21 protein-coding genes are annotated in these 14569 nt (G+C 64.3%); 9 read left to right on the top strand and 12 right to left on the bottom strand.

Annotated elements, in window-relative coordinates:
• Positions 1-94: 94 nt before the first annotated feature.
• From ABZ293_RS30850 to ABZ293_RS30815, 8 genes are all read right to left on the bottom strand, one after another.
• Complete coding sequence (locus ABZ293_RS30850) at positions 95-805, bottom strand: response regulator transcription factor (protein ID WP_355186374.1); 711 nt, start codon at positions 803-805, stop codon at positions 95-97.
• A 228-nt stretch (positions 806-1033) separates the two neighbouring features.
• Positions 1034-1432, bottom strand: a complete 399-nt coding sequence (locus ABZ293_RS30845) for a hypothetical protein (protein ID WP_355186372.1) — start codon at positions 1430-1432, stop codon at positions 1034-1036.
• Positions 1433-1556: 124 nt separating this feature from the next.
• Positions 1557-2342: an RNA polymerase sigma factor SigF gene (locus tag ABZ293_RS30840; protein WP_355186370.1), complete on the bottom strand. Its 786-nt coding sequence runs from the start codon at positions 2340-2342 to the stop codon at positions 1557-1559.
• On the bottom strand, positions 2332-2763 hold the full coding sequence (locus ABZ293_RS30835; RefSeq protein ID WP_355186369.1) for an anti-sigma factor: 432 nt from the start codon (positions 2761-2763) through the stop codon (positions 2332-2334). The genes ABZ293_RS30840 and ABZ293_RS30835 overlap by 11 nt, the downstream gene beginning before the upstream one ends.
• 113 nt (positions 2764-2876) lie before the next feature.
• A complete protein-coding gene (locus ABZ293_RS30830) occupies positions 2877-3560 on the bottom strand; it encodes a PAS and ANTAR domain-containing protein (protein ID WP_355186367.1) in 684 nt (227 codons plus the stop codon).
• Between the two features lie 68 nt (positions 3561-3628).
• On the bottom strand, positions 3629-4027 hold the full coding sequence (locus ABZ293_RS30825) for an STAS domain-containing protein (protein WP_354959913.1): 399 nt from the start codon (positions 4025-4027) through the stop codon (positions 3629-3631).
• A gap of 214 nt (positions 4028-4241) precedes the next feature.
• Positions 4242-4742: a DUF6328 family protein gene (locus ABZ293_RS30820; RefSeq protein WP_355186365.1), complete on the bottom strand. Its 501-nt coding sequence runs from the start codon at positions 4740-4742 to the stop codon at positions 4242-4244.
• A 109-nt stretch (positions 4743-4851) separates the two neighbouring features.
• The gene (locus tag ABZ293_RS30815) at positions 4852-5412 is read right to left on the bottom strand and encodes an AAA family ATPase (RefSeq protein WP_355186363.1); all 561 of its coding nucleotides are present in this window, start codon (positions 5410-5412) and stop codon (positions 4852-4854) included.
• 279 nt (positions 5413-5691) lie between these two features.
• On the opposite strand from ABZ293_RS30815, the gene ABZ293_RS30810 reads away from it, so the two are divergent.
• The 6 genes from ABZ293_RS30810 (at position 5692) to ABZ293_RS30785 (ending at position 10599) form a co-directional block, all read left to right on the top strand.
• Positions 5692-7179: a hypothetical protein gene (locus ABZ293_RS30810; RefSeq protein ID WP_355186426.1), complete on the top strand. Its 1488-nt coding sequence runs from the start codon at positions 5692-5694 to the stop codon at positions 7177-7179.
• On the top strand, positions 7169-7783 hold the full coding sequence (locus tag ABZ293_RS30805; RefSeq protein WP_355186361.1) for a DUF305 domain-containing protein: 615 nt from the start codon (positions 7169-7171) through the stop codon (positions 7781-7783). Before ABZ293_RS30810 ends, ABZ293_RS30805 begins: the two co-directional genes overlap by 11 nt.
• A 430-nt stretch (positions 7784-8213) precedes the next feature.
• Positions 8214-8534 (top strand): type VII secretion target, encoded by a 321-nt coding sequence (locus tag ABZ293_RS30800; RefSeq protein WP_355186359.1) that lies wholly within the window; start codon positions 8214-8216, stop codon positions 8532-8534.
• Positions 8531-8830: a WXG100 family type VII secretion target gene (locus ABZ293_RS30795; RefSeq protein WP_355186357.1), complete on the top strand. Its 300-nt coding sequence runs from the start codon at positions 8531-8533 to the stop codon at positions 8828-8830. Before ABZ293_RS30800 ends, ABZ293_RS30795 begins: the two co-directional genes overlap by 4 nt.
• A 2-nt stretch (positions 8831-8832) precedes the next feature.
• A complete protein-coding gene (locus tag ABZ293_RS30790) occupies positions 8833-10230 on the top strand; it encodes an EndoU domain-containing protein (protein WP_355186356.1) in 1398 nt (465 codons plus the stop codon).
• 18 nt (positions 10231-10248) lie between these two features.
• Positions 10249-10599 carry a hypothetical protein gene (locus ABZ293_RS30785; RefSeq protein WP_355186354.1) on the top strand — a complete coding sequence of 117 codons (351 nt, stop codon included), beginning with the start codon at positions 10249-10251 and terminating at the stop codon, positions 10597-10599.
• 143 nt (positions 10600-10742) lie between these two features.
• On the opposite strand, the gene ABZ293_RS30780 is transcribed toward ABZ293_RS30785, so the two are convergent.
• Together ABZ293_RS30780 and ABZ293_RS30775 are read right to left on the bottom strand one after the other, a co-directional pair.
• A complete protein-coding gene (locus ABZ293_RS30780) occupies positions 10743-11072 on the bottom strand; it encodes a hypothetical protein (protein WP_355186352.1) in 330 nt (109 codons plus the stop codon).
• Positions 11072-11347, bottom strand: a complete 276-nt coding sequence (locus ABZ293_RS30775; RefSeq protein ID WP_355186350.1) for a hypothetical protein — start codon at positions 11345-11347, stop codon at positions 11072-11074. Before ABZ293_RS30775 ends, ABZ293_RS30780 begins: the two co-directional genes overlap by 1 nt.
• A gap of 89 nt (positions 11348-11436) precedes the next feature.
• Between ABZ293_RS30775 and ABZ293_RS30770 the strand changes: the two genes are divergently transcribed.
• From ABZ293_RS30770 to ABZ293_RS30760, 3 genes are read left to right on the top strand one after another with little or no spacing between them, the layout of a single operon-like run.
• Positions 11437-11802, top strand: coding sequence for a VOC family protein (locus ABZ293_RS30770; RefSeq protein WP_355186348.1), 366 nt, complete (start codon positions 11437-11439; stop codon positions 11800-11802).
• Between the two features lie 5 nt (positions 11803-11807).
• Complete coding sequence (locus ABZ293_RS30765; RefSeq protein ID WP_355186346.1) at positions 11808-12140, top strand: metalloregulator ArsR/SmtB family transcription factor; 333 nt, start codon at positions 11808-11810, stop codon at positions 12138-12140.
• A 2-nt stretch (positions 12141-12142) separates the two neighbouring features.
• Positions 12143-12622, top strand: coding sequence for an SRPBCC domain-containing protein (locus ABZ293_RS30760; protein WP_355186344.1), 480 nt, complete (start codon positions 12143-12145; stop codon positions 12620-12622).
• Positions 12623-12626: 4 nt separating this feature from the next.
• On the opposite strand, the gene ABZ293_RS30755 is transcribed toward ABZ293_RS30760, so the two are convergent.
• Together ABZ293_RS30755 and ABZ293_RS30750 are read right to left on the bottom strand one after the other, a co-directional pair.
• Complete coding sequence (locus ABZ293_RS30755; protein WP_355186343.1) at positions 12627-13289, bottom strand: FHA domain-containing protein; 663 nt, start codon at positions 13287-13289, stop codon at positions 12627-12629.
• Positions 13289-14566: a VWA domain-containing protein gene (locus ABZ293_RS30750; protein WP_355186424.1), complete on the bottom strand. Its 1278-nt coding sequence runs from the start codon at positions 14564-14566 to the stop codon at positions 13289-13291. Before ABZ293_RS30750 ends, ABZ293_RS30755 begins: the two co-directional genes overlap by 1 nt.
• Positions 14567-14569: the final 3 nt, after the last annotated feature.

The raw sequence follows: 14569 nt of genomic DNA, 5'->3' as shown, positions 1-14569 counted from the left end.
CTTGCGGAGCAACTTTGAGGTGAACCGGTCGATCTCTTTGCGGTTGTGTTACGAAAAGATCACAACTGCAGGCTAGGTCACACTTTTCGATGTTTCAGCGCTGTGGATCGAGCCGATACCCAAGTCCGCGCACGGTAACCACGATGTGTGGATCGGAGGCATCGCGCTCGATCTTGGTGCGCAGGCGGCGCATATGCACATCGACGATCCGCTCATCGCCGAAAAAGCCGTCGTCCCAAACTCTTTCGAGCAATACCGTGCGGCTGAGCACCCGGCCCGGCGACTCTGCGAGTTCGCAGAGCAATTTGAATTCGGTAATGGTGAGCCGGATTTCGTCCTCGCCGCGGCGCACCGCGCCACCGTCGCGATCGAGCACCAGTGGTGCGTCCGGATGCGCATCGAGGACAGCCTCCCGCGGCGCTTCCCGCTCCATGGTGAGTCGGGCACGGCGGCGCAGCGCGCGCATGCGGGCGGAGATCTCCTTGATCTCGAACGGCTTGGTGACATAGTCGTCGGCGCCCGCCTCCAAGGCGGCTACCACATCGTGGGTATCGTCGCGGGAGCTCACCACGATGATCGGCACGTCGTGTTCGCGCCGGATCTCCCGGATGCAATCGAAGCCGTCCATATCGCCGAGCATCAGTTCCACGATCATCACATCTGGGACGCCATTGCTGCGCAGATAGGTCAGTGCGTCCTCGGCCTCGTGCGCCTCGGCGACGTCGTAACCCTCGTCCTCCATCGCCGTGCGCAGCGCGCCCCGGATCACTTCGTCGTCGTCAACGATCATCAGGTTTGCGGTCAAGCCCTCATCCCTTGCAGCCACGCGGACGCGACGCGACGCGGAGACTCGCGTACCCATAACCGACGCGACAGTCCGCCTTCGAGCACCTTTGCCAACTTAAGAAGTACCCGTCGCAGCCATTCGGTAAACGGCAGGTCACGAGCACTCGGTTAGCGTCCGGCTACTCCACCCTGGAGGCACGGACCCGTTTGCGCAAATTGAGAGTGATCTCGATCACAAATGGCCGAGTCACCAGTCATCACGCTGGGACTGCTCCAGCCGGTTGAAATTGCTGGGCCCGCCGTCGGCCCGGCGCTCCTGATAGCGGAACATGAGCCGTCGCGCGTCGAAGGTGGCGAACCATTCATCCCAGCCGACCGCGCGCAGCACCGCGCCGCCGTAGCCGGGAAAGTCGAAACGCAGTACGCCGAGGCGACCGTCGTATTCGCTACCCGGCATGGTGGCCGGGCGGGCGCCGCGCTGCTCGGCCCAACGCCGGATCACATCATGATTGCGGGTGACGAGGATGCGACCGGCCTGTTGCGAATTCTCGGCGTGCGAGATCGACCCCGGCGGTTTCTTCAGCGAACTCGAAGCCCCCGGTCCCGCGTACGGCTCTCGGGTGCCTTGTCGTCGCTGATCGTTCATGACGACCTCCTTGCGCGTCGGCATCGTTTGTCCGGCTATCTGACGCGTACCCGCACCTAACCTCGGGCAAACAGTGGATCCGATCACAACGAAACACATTGGGCGACAACATCTTCCCAACAAGCTAATCGCGCAGCGCTTGATCGCGCAGCTTGCCGAGCGTTCTGGACAGTATCCGGGAGACGTGCATCTGCGAGACGCCCAACTGCTCGGCGATCTGGGACTGCGTCCTGGCCTCGAAAAAACGCATGATGAGCACCTGCCGTTCCCGCTCCGGCAGGTCCTCGATCAGCGGCCGGACCGCGAGGTAGTCCTCCACGTACTGGTAGCTGGGCTCCTCCGAGCCGAGACTGTCCAGCAGCGGCAGGGGCGCGTTCTCGATGTCATCGCCGACCACCGCGTCGATGGAGCTGGACTGGTAGGCATTGCCCGCGATGAGCGCCTGGGTGACCTCGACCAGGTCCACCGACAGTTCAGCGGCGATCTCGCGGGCCTTCGGCAAGCGGCCCAGCCGCTGCGCCATCGCCTCGACGGCGGGGCCGATATTGAGCTGGATCTCCTTGGTGCGCCGCGGCACGCGCACCGCCCAGGTGTTATCCCGGAAATGTCGGCGCACCTCGCCCATGATGGTCGGCACCGCGAACGACAGGAACGAGGAACCGCGGGTCACATCGAATCTATCCGCGGCCTGGACCAGCCCCAAGCGGGCCACCTGTAGCAGATCGTCGAAGTTCTCGCCGCGCCCGGAGAACTTACGCGCAATATGTTCGGCCAGCGGCAGGCATCGGCCGATCAGCTCCTCCCGCAACGCTTCTCGACGGGGATCGGCCTTGTCCAGGGCGGCGATCTTCTCGAACAGTGGCTCGATATTGTCGTAGCTGTCGCGGTGTGCTCTCGACTCAGCCGCCATCGCTGCCTCGCGCCCAGCTGAAGTCGACGATCGTCGGATAGCCGGAGACCGAACTGTCGTAGGGCTCCTGCACCGCGGCGATCGACTGCGTCAGCGTGCGAACGATATGCCAGCCGAATCCGGCCTGACCGACCACCGACTCCGATACCGCCACCGAGGCGACGTGCACGAACATCTCGCTGTCGCTGTAGGTGAAGTCGCACTCGAGCGTGGAGCCCGGCGCCGCGTCCAGGATCAGGGAGGTGGCCACCTCGTCAAGTGCGAGCCGGATATCGACCACCTCATCGATCGCGAAATCCGCGATCAGCGCAACGGTTTCGGCGAGCGCGCGCAGCATGGTCAGCTGCTCGAGCTGGGCGGGGACGCGAACCCCGATCGTCGTTGTCTTCTCTGCAGCGGACTGGGAACTCCACTCCCCCATGCCCATCACCACCTATTCCTCCGAGCCGACCGGAACCTGCCTTCGGGTCGGGGACCATTCGCGACGTACCCGGCCGACCACGATCGAAACATCGCAACCGGTGGGGATTCGAATCAGTCCGCCTCGATCCGTTCATGCGCAGTCAACAGCAGATGGTCGAATTTCGTGCGCAGATCGGCCACCGAATCGGTCAGCGAGCTCAGATCGGCGACCAATCGCACGGCAAGTGTGCGCAGCTTGATATTGGTCTCCTGGGAGCGCCAGCTCAGCATCCGGAAGGCCTGGTCGGGGTTGAGGCCGTAGACCAGCATCAGCGCGCCCTTGGCCTGCTCGATCACCGCCCGTGCCTCGTACAGCTCTGGCAGCGCATCGTCCAGGGTCTCCTGCTGACGCTCGTCGAGCGCGGCGGTGAGGTCGATGTAGTACCCGGAGGTTCCGATCACCGAATCCGTCTCGTCGAGCATCTGATCGGCGACCACGATGACGTGGTGCACCCGGCCCGCGGTATCGACGATCCGATGCCGACTCGAGAACGGCCGCGCGGTCTCGATGGATTTGGCCAGGGTGTCGGCCACCTGTGCGCGATCCTCGGGATGTTTGTGCGAGAGCAGCAGCTCGGTAGTCGGTTGCACCGTTCCCGGCTCGTATCCGTGCAGCATTGCGACCTCATCGGACCACTCCCACCGCTGATCGGCGAACCAGAAGCGGAAGGTCCCGATACGCTGCGGTTTACCCGCGCCGATAACCCGGCCCAACGCCCGCGCGTCCTCGGGCGAAACCGATCGACTCTCTGTCACAGCCGCAAGTATGGAGTGTGCCAGCGCTCAACGCCGGATATCGGCCAGACCAGGGACTTAAGGCCATATCAGGTGTCGAGCGCCGCGCGCATCGACGGAAAATCGCAGCATATGGCGCGTACACCGGTGACGGCGAGCACGCGGTCGACCTCGCGGCGACCCGACACGACCCGGACATTCGGACCGCCGCGTGCGGCTCGGTGCGTGATCGCGCCGATGGCGGCCGCAGCGCGGATACTCAGGAATCTGGTGGCGCGTAGGTCCAGGATGACCGCATGACAGCGGGTGGTCACCGCCCGCTCGAGCATCGCGCGGAATTCCGGGAGCGCGGCCGCATCGAGTTCACCCTCGGCGCGGATGACCACGCATTGTCTGCGGCGGTCCATCCGTTGCGCCCAGAACCGACTCCGCGGCCGCAATCCGGCCCGGTGCTGACCGTCCGATCGGTACTGAAGAACGGCGGACATATCAAACCTCCCAGAGGGATGCCCGATCCTGCGCGACAGGACGGCGGGAGGTGGCGGTAACGCGGCTGGATCGTTACGCCGCGTCGGTAGTCGTCTTCGTCAGGGTCGCTACACCAGCTCCCGCTGGCCGGTCCCGCATGGTGTGTCGTGTGTCGGACCGGGGTCGGCTGTAGTCTCAACCTCTCAATAGTCTGGCACGGTCGCTCACCCCGGTTCAACCATCCGATCGGTCGCCGACCTTGCGCCAGCGCCACGGCGCAAGCACCCAGGCAACCGCGAACAGCACTGCGACCACCACACCCGACACCACTCCCGGTACCGGTCCCGCGACGGTCTCCGTCACCAGCACCGTCGCACCGGTCAGCGCGAGTCCGAGCAGCGCGATCCCGGCTATGGCGCAGCGGTGCGCTGCGGCGACGACATTGCCGAGCCGGTGCCGCCGGAACAGGATTCGATGCCACGCCACCGGCGCAACCAGGAAGACCGTCGCACCCATCGCCGCGGCCACCGTGGCGAGGTAGAGCAGTCGCATCGGCTGCGACAAGATGGCGAATCCGGCCTGGAACGGGAGGATCAGCAGCGCTCCGATGAGGAATTGCACGCCGGTCTGGACCACTCGCAACTCTTGGATCAGGCTGGCCCAATTGCGGTCCAGCCGCTGGGTTTCGGTCTCCTGCCTGGTTTGGCGGTCCCAGTTCTGGTCACCGGCGGTCACAGGTGGCGCATACCCGCGCCGCGCGGGCATACACACGGCGATCTTGCCTAGTACGGTCACTGTTCGGTGAGTGGCATCCGGATATGCCGATCGTGACGCCGCTGACCGATCACCCGATCGGGTGATATCGGGCCGAATCACCCCCGTCATCGAAGGGTCGGGCCCGCTCGAGAATCTGGTCGACGGTCTGCTCGACCGTGAGATCGGAAGTGTCCAACCATAATCCGATGCGCGGCGTCTGGGTCCGCAGGACCTCGTCCAGGCTCTCGACCGTGAAGCGGTCATAGGCAGCCTTGCCCCGGCCGGCCTCCCGAGCCGTGACAGCGGTCGGTGTCGGCGCGAGTACCACCACGTACAGCGGCCGAGTCTTGATCCGCTCTATGGTCCACGGCAGGAATTCCCCGAGCACGACATCCTGGACGATCGCGGTGAACCCGGCGGCCGTGTACCCGTCGGCGGTATGCGCGGCCAGCGCATGGCGCAGCCGCAGTTGGTCCAAGGCCGCCGCCGACGGTTCGGGGCTCATTTCCGTCCGACCGCCGATAATGAAGCGCCGGAACGTATCCCCGCGCACATGCGCCGATCGCGGCAACCGCTGCGCCAGCGCCTGGGCGACGGTCGACTTCCCAGCGGCTTGAATGCCGGTGATCAGGTAAACGGCCGATTCCATACCTGCCATGTTCGCACCCGGGCGCCAGCCATTTTCGCCATCGAGTGCGACCGCGACACTCATCCCACCCCGGGCGGCGGCGTGTTGTCTGCCGGATAGCCGAGGGGATCGGCGGAAACGGGCCTGTGGCGACACGTCGAGTTGTAACGTGTTCTAAGTCCGCGCTCCGGGTGGGGCTGACCAGATGGCGGTGCGGACGTTTTGCGGAATGTTCGGAGGGGTTGGATGCCACGACTGCCGATGCTGGGTGCTGTTGCGGCACTTATTATTTCGTTCACCATGATCGGATTGCCCGCGCCCGCGCGGGCCGGAATATACACCTGGACCGATATCGCGCAGTCGGCGGTCCCGAAGGCGGAGTGCGGCGCCGGATCGCTGCCGGAGACCGGGTTGCAGGGCGATGTTCCGGCGGCGGATCGGGCCAGTGGGCGCAGTACCGAGGGGTATCGGTGCAATATTTCGTTCGTCGGCGGATTGCAGCAGCAGGGAGGCGGGATTCTGTCGCCGACCTACGACCATTGCTCTTATACGGGCACGTTCTTTCCCGGGAACCTGCTCGATGGTGCAGCGCCGGGCGTACACGTCCTCGATGTTTCCGATCCGGCCCATCCGGTGCACACCGCGACGCTGAACGAGCCCGCGATGCTGGGCGGAACCTGGGAGACCTTGAAGGTCAATACCGCGCGGAAGCTATTGGCCGCGACCGCCGTTCCGATCACCACCGGTACCGCGTACTTCTCCATCTACGACATCTCCGACTGCGCACACCCGGTGCTGCTCAATCCCGGTCCCGGCACCGATCTGACAATGCCGTTGCCATTCCTGTCGCACGAGGGCGGCTTCTCCCCCGATGGCAATACCTACTGGGCCTCCAGCACCAGCCCGGGGCTGCTCACCGCCATAGATGTGAGCGATCCGGCGAATCCGCGGGTGATCTGGCACGGACTGCAATCGCTGACCGCACACGGTTTCGGCATCAGCCCGGACGGCAACACCATGTACTTCTCCATCCAGAACGGGATCAATATCCTCGACATCAGTGCGATCCAGCGCCGGGATCCCTATCCGGTGGTGCCGCAGATTGCGACGTATCACTGGGCCGACGGGTACTTCGACCAGCAGTCGGTTCCGGTTACCTACGACGGCAGGCCGTATATCTTCACCGGCGACGAAGCCGGTTCCGGCGGTGTGAAATTGATCGACGTCGCCGATCCCGCAAATGCCAGGAAAGTCGCGACGATCAAACTCGAGATCAATATGCCCGCGAACCTCGGCGAGCACGCCCAATCGGCGACCGGCAACGGAATCTTCTCCTACGACGCGCACTATTGCGTCGCCGATCGGCCCGCGGATCCGACCGCGCTGGCATGCAGTTGGATCGCGTCGGGCATTCGCGTCTTCGATGTGCGCGACCCCGGCGATATCCGCGAAATCGCCTATTACAACCCGCCCGCGCAGACGGGCAGGCAAGGGCAGCTGGTGAATTCGGTACACGCCGACACCGCCGTGATCGGCGCTCCGGTCTGGAATTACGTCCCGCTGGCCCGCGAACTCGTCAACGGCAAACTCGATCCCGCCACCATATTCGGCCCGCGCTCGGGCATGATGTTCGGCGGCGATATCAGCTCGGATTGGTGCCTGTCGCCGCCGATGTTCCATGGTGACCAGATCTGGACCACCTGCACCGATAACGGATTCATGGTGCTGCGGCTGGATAACGGGGTCTACACACCGCCCGCCGATCAGGTGTCCACCGTTGGCTCGTAAACTCCTCCGATTCGCGGCGGTGGCCGTAATTTGCCTGATAGTCGGTGCGGCGGTGGGGTTTTGGGCACATCGCCCGCGCTATGACACAGGCGCCGGACCGCTCTCGACCGTAGATATCGGCTTCGCCCAGGACATGTCGGTCCATCATGAGCAGGCGGTACTGCTCGCGCGAACGCTGCCCGCCGACGCGGGACCGCAGATTCGCGGCGTAGCGGAGCGGATCGTGTTGGCACAGACCGCCGAAATCGCCCAGCTGCGCGGCTGGCTGCAACTGTTCGACCTACCGCTGAGCACCGATCAGCCGATGCACTGGATGGGTCATGAGCACGGCGGCCACGGCGCCCCCATGCCTGGGCTGGCATCCACTGCCGAGATCACCCAGCTCGCCGGGTTGCACGGTGCGGCGGCCGAAGTCCTGTTCCTACAGTTGATGATTCGCCATCACCGTGGCGGTGTGGCGATGGCGCAGACCGCCTTCAATACCGGCTCTGCCCCGGCGGTCACGCGGGCGGCGCTGGAGATGGTAAATGAGCAGGGCAATGAAATCGGCGAGATGACGGCACTATTGACCGCCCGGCAAGGCCGGCCCCTGCCGTTCCCCTGACCTGTCATGTTCGATCCGTATCCCGATCTGGCCGCCGCTCGGGAGTTACTCCCCAAGCACGACGACCTCTGGGACGCGCTTCGAGACGACTACTGGGCCGCACTGATGAATATTGAGGATCTGCCGAAACCCCCAGGGGGGATAACGACATATTCGAGACATCGTGCTGGTACACCAGCACACACGGCCAGCACCCACTCCGACTCCGTCTGCGGGCTATGAACCAGCCGATCACGAAATTGGTTAATCGCGAGGCGGACTCACCGCCAAAGCTGATCTCGCCGGTGACTCGCACGCGGTCATGGCCCGGCAGGCTCGCACCACCGGCTCTGTCGAAACACCGCCGGTCGCCATGGCGATCCCAGCCCCGGGCGGACCGGCTCCCCCGTGGTCATCGGCTAAAATTGCGTGATGAGCGACGGGGGGCAGTATGGCGTCTAGCCAAAATCTTTCGGTGGTACCGGAGAAGGTTCGTGAGGTAGGCAAGTACGTCTACGAGTTGGCCGATGCACTACGGAACGCTCTGGACTCCACCTCGAAGGATGTCGCCTCACTGACCGACGGCAGCTGGACTGGTGATTACGCAACCGAGTTCTCCAACGGCTGGGCCGAGGTCCGGGACGGGGGCAGCCACATCATGAGCGCGTTGACCGAGATGGCGGAGAAGCTTGGGGTCACCGCGGAGACCTATCAGGCCCGCGACGAGAGTCACGCCGCAGCATTGAACACCTCGAGTTTGGATCTGCCATGAGTTCTGAGTTCTCGGTCGACCTCGACCGCCTCGAAGATATTGTAGCCCGCCTCTCGGGCCTGTCGGGATTTGTCGCAGAACATCTCGACGAAATCGATAATCGGGTGGCGACTTTGGCGGGTACCGGTTGGGAGGGTGTTGCCGCCGAGGCCTATGCGGCGGCACACCGTGAATGGATAACGGGTGCAAGAGAGTTCGTAGAAGGCGTCCGCAATATGAGCGATGCCGCCAAGCAGGCACACGAAGATTACACGCACGCAATCGAACTCAACAGCAAGATGCTCAACGGGGGATAATAGTGACGCTCGTCGTCGATTGGCAGGTCTATTATCAAGCCGCCAAGCAATGCCACGATCTTGCCGTGGCGATACGGCAAGCCGACAAGCCCTTGCACGACGCGGTCAAGAACGAGTGCGCGGGCATGGCTGGGGATGCCAACGGCTGCAAGCAGTGGGGCGAGAAGTACGACGTCGTTGCGCGGGATACAATGCAGGCCTGTACCAACCTTGCCGATGCGTTGACCAACTACGGCTACGTTCTATACGCGACCGGTTACAACTACGGTATCCGCGGCAAAACCAACCCCGCACCCGATCGACCCACCGTCCACGCCATGTCCGAGTACAAGGTGGTTATCCCTTCATCAGTCGGTAACAACGGGAACGGAGTCGACAAGCACGACGACGGCATTGCCGAGTTCTACAACAACCTGGTCGAGAAGATCGGTGAAGAATTCGGCAAGCTCCCCAACGGTGATGTCGGCAAGCTCGAGAAGGCGTCCAATGCCTGGAAGACGTTCTCCACTCATCAGAACATCACCGGCGCGGAAGCGCAGATCGCCACAATCAAGGGCCTTTTCGATAAGATCAACGACAAAACGAACCTCCCACCGATCTACGAAAAGCTCGACGCGCTTGCCAACAGCGCCAAACAGATCAACACGGGCTCGGCGACTCTCGCTGGCCTCGTCGGCGAGTACCACACGGAAACCGTCGCCGCGCGAAAGAGCTTCGAGTCGAATATCAACGTAGCGGTCGCCTCTGTCGGAGTCGCGGTGCTGGGCGGCTTGGCGCTGGCCGCTATCAGCTTTGGCGGCTCTCTCGTTGCGGCAGGGGGTGCAATCGGCGGTATCGTCGTCAACTGCATCAACGCCATACGTGCTGCCTATACCGGCAGCAAACTCATAAGGATCGTTGGTCTCGCAGCTGCCACCGCCACCGCGGCCGTGACTCTCAAACATTTCGACGGCATGGGTGACCTGAACCTCGAAGCAGGCAAACTCCTCACGATCCTGCTCATGAAGGTGCTTATCGACGACGCGGCCGGCGCGATGGGTGACCAATGGACGAAGGTGCAGGGGGCGACGCCGGGCAGCATCTCGATCACCCAGGGTCGGCGAATTCATATCCTCGACGGTGATGGAGACGAGGATGGAGGAGGGCATGCTCCCGGTGTCGGGGCACCCGGCAAGACCGAGTTCCCCGACACCGACACATGGGACGACGACCACATCATCGATAGCATTCTGGATGTCGCAAGGAATCCCGACCAAGCTCCGGTTCTCCAGGACAACGGACGATGGAAGGTATCAGGAGTCCGCGATGGTGTTCTAATCGAGGTCATTGTGGATGCCGATGGAAGCGTCCGGACCGGCTACCCGGTCAGCGGGCCCGGTGTCGTCACGAATCCGAAATAGACAGAGGCGAGGGAGATTATGGATTTCAGCGAAAGGCCCCGTAGGAGACGTGAGCGGCCGCAAAGGACCCAGGAACAGATCGACCGTCTCAACAAGTTGAGCAAGGATTCCCGCGATCTGCTGGAGCTGCTTGCGGACCGACTTCCAGCGGAGGCGCTTGCCCAGTACCGGACATTCAGCGACGTCGGCGAGTGGGGAGAACTGGTCGACGGACTGTGTGCAAGTCTCGTGAACCGCCGAATCTCGGTCACGCCGGCCGAGCGCGATAGCCTGGCCGATCTGATGGCGATGTTCAAGAACCGGGAAGACTACGTCTACCTCAGAGACCCCGACGGCGTCCTTGCCCATCTGACTGTTCTGCCGGCGTAACCCAGATATCGGGTAGCTAGGCCCAGACATCTCCCGCTAGCCTGCATCGCTCGCCTGGCCGACGGCCCCACGCGAACGATCCATCCATATCCGCCATGAGATCGCAGCCCAGCGCCACTCATTTTCCGCGGACGTCTCCCGGGTCAGCTCGCGCGGTGTATCGGGTGCAGTCGGGACAGCGCCCGCACCGCATCGGCGCGGGAGATCAGCTGATCGCCATCGAGTTCGGCGATGGCGGCCTCCATCCACTCGCGGATCAGCGTCGACATGCCGATGCCTCGGGCATCGGCCAACTGCTTGACCCGGGTGTGCAGTTCCAGCGGCATGCGAATGGAACTGGTCACCACGATATCGTCACCGGGGGCGAGCGGCGGCGGCGCCTTGTCCGGCGGGACCGGTTCATTGCTGAAGGTCAGTCGGTCCATGAACGCCGTCACTTCGTCCGGGGTGGACGGGAAATCCTTCTCGTTCATCACCGGTTCTCCTGTTCCCACTCCTCGAACATTTTCAGTTCGTCGGCGTGCATCTCGCGGGCGCCGATGATCAGCCAGGTCCACTGGTCCTGCTGGCGCGTCGCCACGATCAACGGCCGCCCAGCGCCGGTGCGACCCCAGACCGACAGCACCGTGACGTTCCCGTCATCGGCGATCCGCGGCCACCGCCGAGCGCCTTCGAGGACTTGGCGTACTTCTCGGGGTCCGATGCCGATCAGGTGCGCGAACGCCCAGTCCGGCCACTCGAACCCCATGACCACATACTACGCGCATAGTAACCAACCAATCGGTCCCGTCTACCGCTTCTTGACATGTAGGATTTTTCCTACCTATATTCGGGACCATGAACATCACCCATGCGAAGGTCGTTACCGTGCCCGTCTCCGACCAGGAGCGAGCCAAGGATTTCTATGTCGCCACGCTCGGATTCGAGTTGCTTGTCGATCAGCAGATGGGGCCGGTGCGCTGGCTGCAGGTCGCACCCGAGGGCGCCCAGACCGCGTTCACGCTGGCCAGTGCGGAACAGGGTTTCACGCCGGGCAGTTCGAGCGGTGTCATTCTCGAAACCGCGGACCTCGACGCGGACTGCGCGATGCTGGTAAAGGCCGGTGCGCAGATCGAGGGTCCCACCGAGCTGCCATGGGGTCGCCAGGCCACGCTGACCGATCCCGACGGCAACCGTTTTGTGCTGGCCGCCGCGGGCCGGTGACCACGATGGCGGTCGAGGCGCCCGAGGGCCGGGTCTTCGCGGCACTGGCCAGCCCGGTTCGGCGCGAGGTGTTGCGGCTGCTGCGCGATGGCGGACCGCAGCCGGTGACGGACCTGGCCGCGCACTTCGAGATGGCGCGGCCGAGCTTCTCCGAACATCTGCGGGTGCTGCGGGAGGCGGAATTGGTCAGCGAGAACAAGGTCGGGCGACAACGGCTGTATCGACTGGAGGCAGCCCCGCTGTACGAGATCCAGGAATGGTTGCACCCGTTCGAGCGGTTCTGGCGCGAAAAGTTGGCCGGGCTGCGTGACCTGCTCGACACCATGGAGGAGGAATGACCATGACCGACGATCCGACCACCATCCACGTGGATCAGTTTCTCGCGCACAGTCCGGGCAAGGTGTGGCGCGCACTGACCGAACCGGAGTTGCTCGCACGGTGGTTCATGCCAGCCGATTTTCGGCTCGAGGTCGGGCACCGGTACACCATTGATGCGAAAGCCCTTCCGGCGACCGGCTTTTCCGGTGTGATCGCGGCCGAGGTGCTGGCCTTCGAGCTGGAGCGGATGCTGCGCGTCGGCTGGCGCGACGCCGACCCGACCGCCGAACACGGCGCCGATTGGACGATCACCTGGATCCTGCGGCCCGAAGGCAAGGGCACCCGATTGTTCCTGGAGCACGCCGGTTTCGATCCGGACAACCCGCTCCAGCAAAGGGCACGCTCGATCATGGACGCCGGATGGCGCTCGCACGTCATGCGCAGCATCGAGGAAGTGCTGCGCGATGCCGCGCTCGGATCCGGTGGGTCACCTATTCGGTGAACGATCAGGCTGGTTCCGCCGTCACGATGATGGTGGTCCAGCCACCGAGATGGATGCGGTCCCCGCTCGCCAGCGGGACCGTCACATTGGCCGGAATCAGGTCCTCGCTGCCATTGAGGCTGGTGCCATTGGTGGAGCCGAGGTCGGTGATGCTGATGCCGTCCTCGACGACGTGAATGGTGGCGTGCGCGCGTGAGACTCCGGCGTCGGCCGGGGCAATGCCCAGATCGATTTCGGGTTGCAGGCCCTGGGAGACGCTGTGCTTGCCGATCAGAATATCGGTGCCGCGCAAGGTGATTCGGCGCTCGGGATAGAACGCCGGGAATTCGACCTGATCGGCGTCGGGGCCCTTGCGGGCCTGCACCCGATCGTAGAATTCACGATCGGCGGTAATGGTGGCGACCCACGTCAGCATGCCCGATGCGGCGGAAACCGCTGTCGCAGTGACGGTTTCGGTGGGCGCGGAAGCCGGAGTCCGCGCCGCCGGAGTCGGCAGCGCCGAGTCATGCCCGCACACTTCACAGAATCGGCCGCTGCTCGGCGCCCCACAGGACGGGCACAGTGCGACCGCCACCGTTGGCGCGGGCGCCCCGATCGGCGAACCGCAGACGTCGCAATAATCCATTGCGACGGACTGATGCCCGTCCGGACAGGTGGCAATCGCCATTACCCCTCCTTGCGTACCCGCGCCGTCTTGGTAGACCGTGCGTCCAACGCCATTTCGTCGGCGGCTTCGACCTTGGCGCGCAACCGCACGGTGCCATTGCGCTCGTCCACCTCGACCACCCCGCGCAACAGTTTCGCCGTGCCCTCATTGCCGGATTCGGCCGCCAGCTCCACCGCGCGCCGCAGTTTCGCCGTCGCGGTTTCCGCATCGCCGTTCTTGCGCGCGCTCAAGCCCTCCTGCACGACCTGCGCGAGTTCGGCCTGCCCGGTGTAATGCGCGACGCGCCTGCTGATTCGGGCCGACAGCTCGGTCTCGGTGGTCCACACCGCACGGACCAGGCCCTGCCCGACCACCTCCTCGCCCGCGACCACACTGACCCTGGCCGCGAGCTTCTCCCGCCCCGGCGCGGCAGGCTCGACCCGCACCTGCACGTGGTAGTCGCGGTCCTCCGCACCCCAGGCCCCGAGCGGGTACTCCCCCAGCTGCGGTCCCGCATCGGCGCGCCGCGCGGTCAGATCCTCGATCGTCGGCGCGACCTGTTTGACGAACCGAACGCTGGCCCCCGCAGGTGTCCACAGCCGCAATGTCAATTCCGGAATCGCCTTGGCCATCGAGGTCTGCATCATGGCGGCGAAGTCCGCGGCCAGGTTCGCCGGATTCGCGACGATATCGACGCTGCCGTGCAATGCCGAGGTGATGATGCGCAATTCGTCCACCCGCCAATCGGTTCCGACGCCGCGGCAATCGCAGGTGAATACCCCCTCGGACTGTTTGATCTCGGCGGCAAGGGCCTCGGGTTCCTCGTGCTCGTTCTTGCCGTCGGTGAGCAGGATGGCGTGCACCATCGCGCCGGGGTGTTTCTTGGCCAGCTGGCGGGTGAGTCCCAGCCAGGTGCCCATGGCGGTGCCGCCGTTGGGGCGCAACTTGTCCAGCGCGCGGCGAGCCGCGGCCCTGGTGTCGCGGTTGGCTGGCACCGATGGTTTATCGCTCGGATAGGTCGATCGCGCGATGGAGGTGCCCTCGATGATCGCGAATCGGGTGCCGTCCTTCAGCACATCGAGGGCGGCCATGGTGGCCCGGCGCGCGCCCTCGAACTTCTTACCGGTGGCCATCGACCCGGAGCAGTCGATGATCAGCACCTCCAGCCGCTCCGGGGCCGGCCCGGCGGCCACAAAATCCGCGCCGGTCTCCACGGTGACCACCGCGTCCACCGTATCCGCGCCCTCGGCCAGATATTCGTTCTGATCGATCGCTACCGAAATACCCTTATCCGCCATGGA

The sequence above is a fragment of the Nocardia sp. NPDC005998 genome, from assembly GCF_040614395.1.
Classification (GTDB): Bacteria; Actinomycetota; Actinomycetes; order Mycobacteriales; family Mycobacteriaceae; genus Nocardia.
Note: the sequence above shows the minus strand (reverse complement) of the source record. Positions and strands in the feature narration are given on the sequence as shown.

Coding starts and splice junctions, on each gene's coding strand:
- ABZ293_RS30845 (WP_355186372.1), bottom strand. CDS start 1,432: ATGAACGATCAGCGACGACAAGGCACCCGAGAGCCGTACGCGGGACCG.
- ABZ293_RS30840 (WP_355186370.1), bottom strand. CDS start 2,342: ATGGCGGCTGAGTCGAGAGCACACCGCGACAGCTACGACAATATCGAG.
- ABZ293_RS30835 (WP_355186369.1), bottom strand. CDS start 2,763: ATGGGGGAGTGGAGTTCCCAGTCCGCTGCAGAGAAGACAACGACGATC.
- ABZ293_RS30825 (WP_354959913.1), bottom strand. CDS start 4,027: ATGTCCGCCGTTCTTCAGTACCGATCGGACGGTCAGCACCGGGCCGGA.
- ABZ293_RS30815 (WP_355186363.1), bottom strand. CDS start 5,412: ATGGAATCGGCCGTTTACCTGATCACCGGCATTCAAGCCGCTGGGAAG.
- ABZ293_RS30810 (WP_355186426.1), top strand. CDS start 5,692: ATGATCGGATTGCCCGCGCCCGCGCGGGCCGGAATATACACCTGGACC.
- ABZ293_RS30800 (WP_355186359.1), top strand. CDS start 8,214: ATGGCGTCTAGCCAAAATCTTTCGGTGGTACCGGAGAAGGTTCGTGAG.
- ABZ293_RS30795 (WP_355186357.1), top strand. CDS start 8,531: ATGAGTTCTGAGTTCTCGGTCGACCTCGACCGCCTCGAAGATATTGTA.
- ABZ293_RS30785 (WP_355186354.1), top strand. CDS start 10,249: ATGGATTTCAGCGAAAGGCCCCGTAGGAGACGTGAGCGGCCGCAAAGG.
- ABZ293_RS30780 (WP_355186352.1), bottom strand. CDS start 11,072: ATGAACGAGAAGGATTTCCCGTCCACCCCGGACGAAGTGACGGCGTTC.
- ABZ293_RS30775 (WP_355186350.1), bottom strand. CDS start 11,347: ATGGGGTTCGAGTGGCCGGACTGGGCGTTCGCGCACCTGATCGGCATC.
- ABZ293_RS30770 (WP_355186348.1), top strand. CDS start 11,437: ATGAACATCACCCATGCGAAGGTCGTTACCGTGCCCGTCTCCGACCAG.
- ABZ293_RS30765 (WP_355186346.1), top strand. CDS start 11,808: ATGGCGGTCGAGGCGCCCGAGGGCCGGGTCTTCGCGGCACTGGCCAGC.
- ABZ293_RS30760 (WP_355186344.1), top strand. CDS start 12,143: ATGACCGACGATCCGACCACCATCCACGTGGATCAGTTTCTCGCGCAC.
- ABZ293_RS30755 (WP_355186343.1), bottom strand. CDS start 13,289: ATGGCGATTGCCACCTGTCCGGACGGGCATCAGTCCGTCGCAATGGAT.
- ABZ293_RS30750 (WP_355186424.1), bottom strand. CDS start 14,566: ATGGCGGATAAGGGTATTTCGGTAGCGATCGATCAGAACGAATATCTG.